This is a genomic window from Arthrobacter sp. 05T45, assembly GCF_056395875.1.
In genome coordinates this window covers 98,609-108,768 of record NZ_JBFTKI010000014.1, presented here as the reverse complement: position 1 = coordinate 108,768, position 10,160 = coordinate 98,609, and the positions used below count along the sequence as shown (strand labels likewise).

Genomic DNA, 10,160 nt, shown 5'->3' with positions numbered 1-10,160 from the left:
GCCCGGCTCCTGCCCGCTGCTCGAGAACATTGCCGAGGACACAACGAAAATTTCCCAGGAGTTCTGGCTGCCGACAGGGATGACCATAGAGTTTTTGATCCCGAAGTCGCAGCAGGTCATGCAGTTCCAAGCGCTCCCGGCCATGAAGGTGTACACAGCAACACCGCTGTCCAAGTCAAGAGAAGGAGCCGCCAGACAGCAACGGAAACCAACAAAAATGGGCCCCCGCAGGGGCCCATAAAAGGAGATTTGTACACATTCAGAGGCTCACAAGCCCCTGAACAGGGAAAACACGTGCCCGAGGTGGGACTCGAACTGCATTCCAGCCCTCGCAAACACTGGGCTCTCACGGAAACATGCGGAATCCGGCCCGATCCAACCCCAGCAAGGGCGAGTCCGACGCCCAAAGTGTTGACATTGTCCACACCCACATTCATTCACCCCTCTGCTCTCCCCAAAAACCGCGTCCCCCTCAGGGAACGCGGTTTTTTGCCGGACTACGGACGGGTTCGCCCTGTCCTGGTTGTGGGTGGCGCCGCCGGCCACGAACGGAGCCTGCAATGTAAGGAACGCACGATCCAGCAAAGCAGAAATTCATGATGGCGACACCTCCTTCACCCATTTCAGAGGATGTTGGTAAACACGCATATGACCAGCCAAAAGCGGCGACGTGGGGCTGCAGGTGCACGTCGCCGCTTCTACTCCTATCCTCTTCCCCGATTTCCACACCGCGCACTTAGCCGGCCTTCGCGTCGGCTTCCAAGATGCCGTCGATGATCGCCCAAAGACCTTTGTCGTTTCCTGGACGGGCAAGATCCAGGATCAGGCTGATGCCCGATTCAATCTCGGCGTCCGGCATTCGTGCAGATGCCAGACGCCTGAACTTTTGAATAACGTCATCGTCTGTCAGTGGGTTGGCAGCAGAACCCCGAGGGGCGTTGCAGCCGCCTTCGACTATTTCACCGTCGGGCCCCTCAACGGTTACTCGTGAAATGTTGTAGGGCTTCGCGTGAATCGTGCCACTGATTTCCAGTGAAGAGACTTCAATCCGTTCCATCAACGATTCGATTTCGGGGGACGCGTATCGTTCGAATTCGAGCGTATGGGCCGGGCTGATGAAGTCGGCACCATTGGCCGCGAGAGCGAGGCAATACTGCAGATGGAAGCGGGCTTCATTGGAAGTTTCCGGCATGTGATCCTTGCCTACGGCGGCTAGCAAGTATTCGGGCACCTGAACTTTGATTCGCTTGGCTCCTGCAACGTTCACGCCATGGCGCACAAGATCCACCACGGCGTCGATGCTCGAGTGGGTGTACCCGCAGGATGCATGAAGTTTTCGCTGCGGCTTGAGCAGATGCCATACATCCGGGGAACGGATCTCACTTTCGTCAAAACTGTGTGAGAGTGCGGCCATGAGCCCGAGCGGGCTTTCAATCAAGTTCGGCGGGCCGGTCAGTCCCGCCTGGGCATACTCAACGCCTTTGATGCCGCTGTCCGCAGGGCACGCACCAAACAGGATTGGTTTGATGGTTCCTCCCGTGCCGAAGATAACCTCTGCCGGACCCCAGCTGACGATGGTCCCGGCAATGGCCATTGCTTCTGCCGTCATGGCGACGGACAGTCCGCGCAGTCGGGCCACGGCGGCCGCGGCACCAATGGCGGAAACGAGACTCGGAATGACCATCCCCGACTCTGTGTACGGCTTCTTCGTCCATGCCGTGGATTCATAGAGACGGGAAGTGACTTCGATGCCAGCGACGATTGCATCGACCACCCGCTCTCCGGAAGAGTCCGCTTGCCGGGCCGCGCCTAGGACCGCGGCAACGATCCCAATGCTTGCGTGTCCCCCGATCAAGTCATTGAGTTCCAGTACGTCACCCATGTAGCCCAAGACTCGAGCTTCTTCACTCGGAGACAGCATGACTCCCGAGCCACTGCTCAGACGGCGTTCCGCCCGCTGCAGGGCCGCGGCCTCCGCTGTTACGGAGCCAGCGATAATGCATCCCAACGTGTCGAGCAGACAGAGCTTGGCCTGGTCGCGTACAGCAGCAGGAATGGCGTCACCCTCAAGTGAGTGCGCAAATTCGGCCAGTACGGTGAGCAACGGTTTGTCTGCTGATGCCGGCTCAGTGGCGCCGCTCTGACCTACGCTTTGGGACTGCATTTTTTCTCCTCCGTCTTGACAAGACCTACCGTGACCTCCACGATATCAATGGATGAACCAATGCGCGAGCATAGGCACCAATGGAAGCCCTCCAAGGGGTTCCGGACCCATACTCGATCGCAGCGACGCGCGGAGTTCCGCGGTATTCAAAGGAGAATCATGGCAGTAGTAGTTCGCGGTACCCCACGGACGCCCTTGGACATCATTGATGGTCTTGTAGAACTGGGTGTGGCCACGGTCCATGAGTCCCAGGGTCGAACCGGCCTGCTCGACATTCGTTTGCGTCCTATCTTTCCCGCCAAGGTAGCCGGAAACGCGCTTACCTGCGAGGTTGCTCCAGGCGATAACTGGTCCCTTCATGTTGCCGTCGAGCAGGCCCAGGCCGGCGACATCCTGGTCGTGACGCCGACAAGTCCTTGTGACGATGGATACCTCGGAGACCTGCTCGCTGAAAGTCTTCTCGCGCACGGCGTCCGCGGTCTCGTTATTGATGCCGGTGTTCGCGATGTCGACACCCTGACCGACATGAATTTTCCGGTGTGGTCAAAGGCCATCGGTGCACAGGGAACTGTGAAGGAGACCGTCGGTAATGTACAGGTTCCCGTCGTGATCGCCAATCAGCTCGTCCGTCCCGGCGACGTGATCGTTGCCGACATCGATGGTGTTTGTGTTGTGCGGCGGGAGGACGCCGCGAGCGTCCTCGCCAAAGGCCGTGAGCGTGAAGCGAATGAGACCGCGAAGCGGGCACGTCTTAAGTCAGGCGAGCTGGGCCTGGACATTTACAACATGCGCGACAGGCTTGCCGCCAAGGGTCTGGTCTACGAGGACTACCAGCAATGACCAGTCAGATGGCGGTCCCCTGCACTGTCATGCGTGGGGGTACGTCCAAGGCACTGTATTTTTTGGCCGAGGACCTGCCGGCCGAGCGGGGCGCCCGGGATGCCTTCCTTCTGGCGGCCATGGGCTCACCCGACCCGCGGGAGATCGACGGAATGGGCGGCGGCCACCCGCTCACTTCGAAAGTTGCCGTCGTCAACCGGTCCATCCGGCCCGGGATCGACGTCGATTACCTCTTTCTTCAGGTGTGGCCGGACCGTGCCGAGGTCAGCGATCAACAGAACTGCGGCAACATTCTGGCCGGGGTGGGTCCCTTCGCACTTGAAAACGGACTTTTGCCGGCTGCTGATGGTGTCACTCCTGTCGCCATCTACATGGTGAACACGGACTCCAAGGCCACAGCGTATGTGGAAACTCCAGGAGGAGTGGTCAATTACGCCGGTTCCGCCCGCATCGACGGCGTTCCTGGGACGCACGCGCCCATCACTATCAATTTCGAGGATGTCTCTGGCTCAAGCTGTGGTTCGCTGCTGCCTACAGGCAACGTGACCGACGTCGTCAACGGAGTAGAGGTCACCTGCGTTGATAACGGCATGCCGGTGGCCTGCCTCAACGCTTCCGATTTTGGCATGACGGGCTATGAGACTCCGGCCGAACTCGAGGCAAATTCGAAGCTGAGGGGCCAGGTGGAAGAGATCCGCCTTCAGCTCGGACCCCTCATGAACCTCGGCGATGTAACCAACAAGACGGTTCCCAAGATGAGCCTGCTTGCACCAGCCAAGGGAGGGGGGGCCATCAGCACCCGCACCTTTATCCCGCACAGGGTCCATGAATCCATCGGTGTTCTCGGTGCAGTCTCGGTAGCCACCGCATGTGTGCTCAAGGGCAGTGTCGCCGAGAAAATCGGGTCACCGGATACACCGGGCCGCGGCGACGGTACCGGTATCGAGGTCCAGGTCGAGCACCCCTCCGGGTTCTTTACAGTCCAGATGGAAGTCGGTAACTCCTCGGACCAGCCCGTCGTGACCAAGTCCGCCTTACTCCGCACCGCCCGCATGTTGATGTCGGGCTCCGTTTATGTCCCTCAAATATTCCGGGAGAACACATGATCATTGATTGCCACGGCCATTACACAACTGCCCCGGAACTTCACAATCAGTGGCGGATCGATCAGCTGGCAGCATTCAAGGCCGGCAAGCCCAGCCCTGCCTACCCGGAGATTTCCGACCAGAGCATCATCGACTCTGTCGAGAAGAACCAGTTGCGCCTCATCAACGAGCGCGGCATTGATCTAACGATCTTTTCTCCACGGGCGTCCGCCATGGGCCACCACGAGGGTGACCAGCGGATCAGCCTTGAATGGACCGTTGCGTGCAACAACCTGATCAAACGCGTCGTGGATCTCTTTCCTGAGTCATTCATCGGTGTCTGTCAGCTGCCGCAGTCCCCCGGTGCCGATCTCACTGAATCAATCAATGAGCTCGAGCGCTGCGTCAACGAGCTCGGCTTCATCGGCTGCAACCTCAACCCTGACCCCAGCGGCGGGATGTGGCAGACAACGCCGTTGACGGACAATTACTGGTACCCCCTGTACGAAAAGATGGTGGAGCTGGACGTTCCCGCCATGATTCACGTTTCGGCGTCGTGCAACTCCAACTTCCACGCCACCGGTGCGCACTACATGAACGCAGACACCACCGCGTTCATGCAGCTGCTTCAGGGTGACCTGTTCAAAGACTTCCCGGCGCTGCGGTTCATCATTCCCCACGGCGGCGGAGCCGTCCCCTATCACTGGGGCCGCTACCGCGGACTTGCAGACATGTTGAAGCAGCCGGCCCTTGATACACACCTGATGAACAACGTCTTCTTCGACACCTGCGTTTACCACCAGCCCGGCATCGACCTGTTGCTTGGCGTCATCGACAACAAGAACATTCTTTTTGGTTCCGAAATGATCGGCGCCGTACGCGGCACCGATCCCCAGACGGGCCAGTATTTTGACGACACCAAGCGCTACATCGACGCCGCTGACATTTCCCGGCCAGAACGCGAAGACATCTTCGCCAACAACGCCCGCACAGTCTTTCCACGCCTCAACCAGACGACGAAAGTCTTGGTCTCATGAACACACTCACCTTCGTGAAGGATTCCGACTGGCTCGACTGGGATCCCACCCCCAGCAAGCCGACGTTTCAGGTTCCAGCCGGTGCCGTCGATGCCCACTGCCACGTTTTCGGGCCAGGCAGCATCTTTCCTTTCGCTCATGAACGGAAATACACCCCGTGCGACGCCAGCAGGGAACAGCTCTTCGCGTTGCGCGACTTTCTCGGCTTCGAGAAAAACGTAGTGGTTCAGGCAACCTGCCACGGTACGGATAATTCCGCCCTCTTGGATGTCCTGGCGAACTCGAACGACAGGGCGCGCGGCGTCGTCGCCCTAAAGCCCTCGGTAACTCCGGCGGTACTGGCACAGATGCACGAACTGGGCGTCCGAGGCGTCCGATTCAACTACGTCAAACGCTTGGTGGACCCCAAGCCCGACGAGTATTACCGCGACATCATTGAGAAAATCCGTCCGCTGGGCTGGCACGTTGTGCTCTACTTCGAACCCTCGGATCTCCGGGAAAAATGGGACTTCTTCACTTCCCTGAACATTCCAATCGTGATCGACCACATGGGCCGCCCTGACGTCACCAAACCCGTGGACGGCGCAGAGTTTGGCGATTTCCTGCGCTTCATGCAGGAGAACTCCAACGTCATCTCGAAGGTCAGTTGCCCGGACCGCATCACGGTCAGTGGAGCACCTGCCTACGCGGACGTTGCGCCGTTTGCCAGAACCGTCGTGGAGGAGTTCCCAGACCGCGTCCTGTGGGGGACGGATTGGCCGCACCCCAACATGAAACAGGAGATGCCCGACGACGGAATCCTCGTGGACTACGTCCCGTCCATAGCAACTACGCCGGCTTTGCAGGAGAAGTTGCTCGTAGCCAACCCCAACTACCTTTATTGGAGCTGACCATGAAGCCAGATTTTGAACAGTTCAAGGACCTTCCGGGCACAACCATCTTCACTCTTGAGAAGGGCCGCGAGGGCTTCCAGCTGAACGAGTTTTGCATGAGCCTTCGCAAGGAGGAAAACCGCAGGAGGTTCTTAGCGGACGAGCGCTCTTACCTGGACGAGTGGGAGATGACGGAGGACCAGAAACAGGCCGTCCTTACCCGTGACTTCCAGAAAATGCTCGACAACGGAGGCAACGTCTACTTCCTGTCCAAGATTTTCGCGGCGGAAGGACTGTCCTACGTCCAGGCCGTAAGCACGATGACCGATATGAACGTGGAGCAGTACCAGGCAATGATGCTCGCCGGCGGCCGCAACATTGAAGGATGGCGCTCCAAGAAGGAACGGGACGAAGCATAATGGCAAAAATTACAGCTGGGATCGCGACCAGCCACGTGCCCGCAGTCGGCGCAGCGATCGACATGGGCCGTACAGAGGACGATTACTGGAAGCCGATGTTCCAGGGATACGAGTTCTCGAAAAGCTGGATCAAGACCAACAATCCTGACGTGGCAATCATCGTCTACAACGACCACGCTTCGTACTTCGGCATGGAAATCATGCCGACCTTCGCCATCGGTGTAGCCGAATCATTCGAGGTCTGCGACGAGGGCTACGGGCCCAGGCCCGTACCGTCCGTCGAAGGGGCTCCAGAGCTCGCAACCCATCTGGCTGCCTCCCTCATCCTTGATGACTTCGACCTGACTGTCTTGAACGTGCTCGAGGTGGACCACGGCCTCACAGTTCCCCTGTCACTGATGTACGGCACTCCAGACAAATGGCCTTCCAAGGTCATACCCCTGGCCGTGAATGTCGTGATGTACCCCCAGCCCTCCGGCGAACGCTGCCTCTCCCTCGGTAAGGCCATCCGGCGGGCGGTGGAAGAATTCGACGAGGACCTTAACGTCCAGGTCTGGGGCACCGGCGGCATGAGCCACCAAATTCAGGGCGCCCGCGCGGGACTGATCAACCTGCCCTGGGACCAAAAGTTTATGGACGATCTCATCGACCAGCCCGAAGTGCTCCAGTACAAGCCCCACCTCGAATACATGAGGGAAGCAGGTTCTGAAGGCGTTGAACTCATCATGTGGCTCATCATGCGCGGCGCCCTCGGCGACAAAGTCGACGAGGTCCACCGGTTCAACCATGTGCCCGCTTCCAACACCTCCGTTGGCCACCTGATCCTTACCCCTAAAGAAGGAGACGCATGACTGTCAATATTGCCGTCGTAGGCCTGGGCGCCTTCGGCCACAAGCACCTCGACGCCCTGACCCAAATCCTTGACGCCAAGATCCAGTATGTTGCCCACAGCAAGATGGACATCGCGAAGGAGGTAGCCGCCAAATATGGGGCGAAGGCCGCCTTCACCAACTACTCCGAACTGCTGGCCCAGGACGACCTGGACGGCGTTGTTCTTGCAACGCCTACGCAGATGCATCATGCCCAGACCCTGGAGGCCCTGCGTGCGGGCAAGCACGTCATGGTTGAGATCCCGATGGCTGACTCCCTGGCGGGCATGCAGGAAATCGTGGACGTGCAAAAGGAGACGGGCCTCGTTGCCATGGCCGGCCACACACGCCGGTTTAATCCGTCGCACCAATTTGTGCACAACAAGATCAGCGCTGGCGAATTCGCCATCCAGCAAATGGATGTGCAGACCTACTTTTTCCGGCGCACCAATGCCAACGCCCTGGGCCACGCCCGGTCCTGGACCGACCACTTGCTGTGGCACCATGCCGCCCACACTGTGGACCTGTTCCAATACCAGACCGGCGAAAAAATCGTGAAAGCCAACGCCATCCAGGGGCCCAAGCATCCTGAGCTTGGCATAGCGATGGACATGTCCATCCAGCTCCAAACCGAAACAGGCAAGATTTGTACCCTGTCACTCTCCTTCAACAACGACGGCCCCATCGGGACGTTCTTCCGCTACATCGGTGACACCAACACCTACATCGCACGGTATGACGACCTTGTCGATGGAAAAGAGAATCCCATCGACGTCTCCAACGTGGCGGTATCCATGAACGGCATCGAACTGCAGGACCGCGAGTTCGTGGCTGCCATCAAGGAAAAGCGCGAGCCCAACTCCAGCGTGGGCCAGGTTCTCCCCTGCTACGTGGTGCTCGACGCGTTGCAGCAGCAGCTCGCCTACTAAGCAGGGGGTCCAGTGCAGCCACTCAAAGCGAGACTTTAACCGACAAAGGGGTGCTCCGTCGCTCGGATATCAATTGTCTTGACAGTTGGTTTCGAGCGAAGGAGCACCCCTCACGTTGTCTGGCTAGCCCCGCAGCAACTACTGCGCCTTGCTGAACGGAATCTTTTTTCCATGGAGGATACGTCCGTAGGTGAACTCGATGGCCGCGATCATGGTGCTCTCGTAACCGGTCTCGTTGAGCATCCCCACGACGTCCATTATTTCAATCTGGCGCCGCTTGACGTGCAGGGCGGTACCCGAAAGATACCGCTTGGCCGTCTCGGCTGAATGGGATTCGAATTCCTCCAGAATCTCCTGGTAAGCCCAGTTCTGCAGGCCCAGGCTCTCCGCGGCCCACAGGCTGTCCGTGATGACTCCTGCCATACCTTTGGCCAGCAGGCTGCGGAAGAGCCGGCGCGCCGTTGCTTCGCCCGCCACCTCGGAAACATACTCCAAGCCCAGCCCGGACGGCTTAAGCAGTTCGATCAGCTTCCTGGCGCCGGTGCCGGCGACATCCAGAGCTGGTATTTCGCCGGCCACCGGATCCTGCTCGGCAACTGCGATATCCGCATATATGCCGTCGTCAAACAACGCGGCAAGTTCCTTTTTCACGGCAGGCGTGCCGGTGCTCAGGTCCCCGTAATGCGCACCCTTGCCAAGGAGGGGCACCACGCGCTCGGCAACCCTGGACGGCGCCGTATAGGGGCCCAGGGAAAGAACCACGGCAGCGCCGGCTACTGCCTCCTCAAGGCTCGCCGCCCTAGGCGCGACGGGTGACTTGCTCACCGCGGAATCGAAACCGACGACGTCGAACCCAGCCTTGATCAGCTCGCCGGCAATGGCGGACCCGGCCTCGCTGTGACCGAGGAAAACTACCTTAGGATGCACAGACATACGGCTATCGCCCAGCCTGGGTGCTGAGCGAGTTTTCGCGGTCGAAGAGCCGCATCTGGGCGGCGGTATGATGATCGCCCACCGGCTGCGTGAGGCTATCCAGGGCATTGAGTTGTTCCGGGCTGAGTTTCACGTTCACCGCCAGCAAGTCTTCTTCCAGGTGTTCAACCCGGGTGGTGCCAGGAATCGCCGACCAGTCCTTCCCTTTGCTCAGCAGCCAGGCCAGCGCCACCTGGGAAAGCGTGGCACCCGCTTGCCGGGCCACGGATTCCACTTCCTTCAGCACAATGAGATTTTTGTCCAATGCACCGTCCATGAAGCGCGGGTTGCTCAAACGCCAGTCATCTTGATCGAGCTGGCTAAGGGACAGAATCTTCCCGGTGAGCAGACCGCGGCCGAGAGGCGAATAGGGCACGAAACCGATCCCGAGTTCCTTCAGCAGTTCCAGGGTTCCATCATCGCCATCACGTGTCCACAGCGAGTATTCGGACTGCAGCGCGGTAACCGGGTAGACCGCATTGGCGCGCCGAATGGTGTCCGGCCCGGCTTCGGAAAGACCAATATGCCGGATCTTTCCCTCGGCAATGAGCTCGGTCAGCGTTCCCATGACGTCTTCAATGGGCACCGCCCTGTCCACCCGGTGCTGGTAGTAGAGGTCGATGTAATCGGTGCCGAGGCGCGCGAGGGAGCCTTCCACTGCGGCGCGGATGTTTGACGCCGAACTATCCACGGGCCCGGCCTTCCCCACGTGCGAGATCAGACCGAACTTGGACGTGAGAACCACCTGGCCGCGGCGGCCCTTCAGGGCCTTTCCCAGGAGTACTTCATTCTTGAAAGGTCCGTAAAGCTCGGCGCTGTCAAAGTGGGTCACGCCCAGATCCAAGGCGCGATGGATGGTGCGGATGGACTCGTTTTCTGCCTGCTGATGGCCCGTGTAGAGATGGGACATTCCCATGCAGCCGAGCCCGATCGCGGAGACGGTGAGGTCGCGAAGCTTGATGTATCGCACAGG

The 10,160-nt window shown here is 59.3% G+C and carries 11 protein-coding genes; 8 read left to right on the top strand and 3 right to left on the bottom strand.

Annotated elements, in window-relative coordinates; all coding sequences use genetic code 11:
• On the top strand, nucleotides 1–241 hold a 241-nt coding region (locus tag AC1DGD_RS14265; RefSeq protein ID WP_476857216.1), incomplete at its 5' end, for a hypothetical protein.
• Between the two features lie 495 nt (nucleotides 242–736).
• Here the strand turns inward: AC1DGD_RS14265 and AC1DGD_RS14260 are convergent.
• Complete coding sequence (locus tag AC1DGD_RS14260; RefSeq protein ID WP_476857215.1) at nucleotides 737–2,164, bottom strand: MmgE/PrpD family protein; 1,428 nt, start codon at nucleotides 2,162–2,164, stop codon at nucleotides 737–739.
• Nucleotides 2,165–2,359: 195 nt separating this feature from the next.
• Here AC1DGD_RS14260 and AC1DGD_RS14255 point away from each other — a divergent pair, with 195 nt between their 5' ends.
• The 7 genes from AC1DGD_RS14255 to AC1DGD_RS14225 are packed head-to-tail and all read left to right on the top strand — an operon-like array spanning nucleotide 2,360 to nucleotide 8,215.
• Nucleotides 2,360–3,004, top strand: a complete 645-nt coding sequence (locus AC1DGD_RS14255; RefSeq protein WP_476857214.1) for a 4-carboxy-4-hydroxy-2-oxoadipate aldolase/oxaloacetate decarboxylase — start codon at nucleotides 2,360–2,362, stop codon at nucleotides 3,002–3,004.
• The gene (locus AC1DGD_RS14250) at nucleotides 3,001–4,110 is read left to right on the top strand and encodes a 4-oxalomesaconate tautomerase (protein ID WP_476857213.1); all 1,110 of its coding nucleotides are present in this window, start codon (nucleotides 3,001–3,003) and stop codon (nucleotides 4,108–4,110) included. Before AC1DGD_RS14255 ends, AC1DGD_RS14250 begins: the two co-directional genes overlap by 4 nt.
• Nucleotides 4,107–5,126 carry an amidohydrolase family protein gene (locus AC1DGD_RS14245; RefSeq protein WP_476857212.1) on the top strand — a complete coding sequence of 340 codons (1,020 nt, stop codon included), beginning with the start codon at nucleotides 4,107–4,109 and terminating at the stop codon, nucleotides 5,124–5,126. The genes AC1DGD_RS14250 and AC1DGD_RS14245 overlap by 4 nt, the downstream gene beginning before the upstream one ends.
• Complete coding sequence (locus AC1DGD_RS14240; protein WP_476857211.1) at nucleotides 5,123–6,016, top strand: amidohydrolase family protein; 894 nt, start codon at nucleotides 5,123–5,125, stop codon at nucleotides 6,014–6,016. The genes AC1DGD_RS14245 and AC1DGD_RS14240 overlap by 4 nt, the downstream gene beginning before the upstream one ends.
• A gap of 2 nt (nucleotides 6,017–6,018) precedes the next feature.
• Nucleotides 6,019–6,417 (top strand): protocatechuate 4,5-dioxygenase subunit alpha, encoded by a 399-nt coding sequence (gene ligA / locus AC1DGD_RS14235; protein WP_476857210.1) that lies wholly within the window; start codon nucleotides 6,019–6,021, stop codon nucleotides 6,415–6,417.
• The gene (locus tag AC1DGD_RS14230) at nucleotides 6,417–7,268 is read left to right on the top strand and encodes a class III extradiol dioxygenase subunit beta (RefSeq protein WP_476857209.1); all 852 of its coding nucleotides are present in this window, start codon (nucleotides 6,417–6,419) and stop codon (nucleotides 7,266–7,268) included. Before ligA ends, AC1DGD_RS14230 begins: the two co-directional genes overlap by 1 nt.
• Nucleotides 7,265–8,215 (top strand): Gfo/Idh/MocA family oxidoreductase, encoded by a 951-nt coding sequence (locus AC1DGD_RS14225; RefSeq protein ID WP_476857208.1) that lies wholly within the window; start codon nucleotides 7,265–7,267, stop codon nucleotides 8,213–8,215. Before AC1DGD_RS14230 ends, AC1DGD_RS14225 begins: the two co-directional genes overlap by 4 nt.
• A gap of 138 nt (nucleotides 8,216–8,353) precedes the next feature.
• On the opposite strand, the gene AC1DGD_RS14220 is transcribed toward AC1DGD_RS14225, so the two are convergent.
• Together AC1DGD_RS14220 and AC1DGD_RS14215 are read right to left on the bottom strand one after the other, a co-directional pair.
• A complete protein-coding gene (locus AC1DGD_RS14220) occupies nucleotides 8,354–9,148 on the bottom strand; it encodes a DUF1932 domain-containing protein (RefSeq protein WP_476857207.1) in 795 nt (264 codons plus the stop codon).
• A 4-nt stretch (nucleotides 9,149–9,152) separates the two neighbouring features.
• Complete coding sequence (locus tag AC1DGD_RS14215) at nucleotides 9,153–10,157, bottom strand: aldo/keto reductase (protein ID WP_476857206.1); 1,005 nt, start codon at nucleotides 10,155–10,157, stop codon at nucleotides 9,153–9,155.
• Nucleotides 10,158–10,160: the final 3 nt, after the last annotated feature.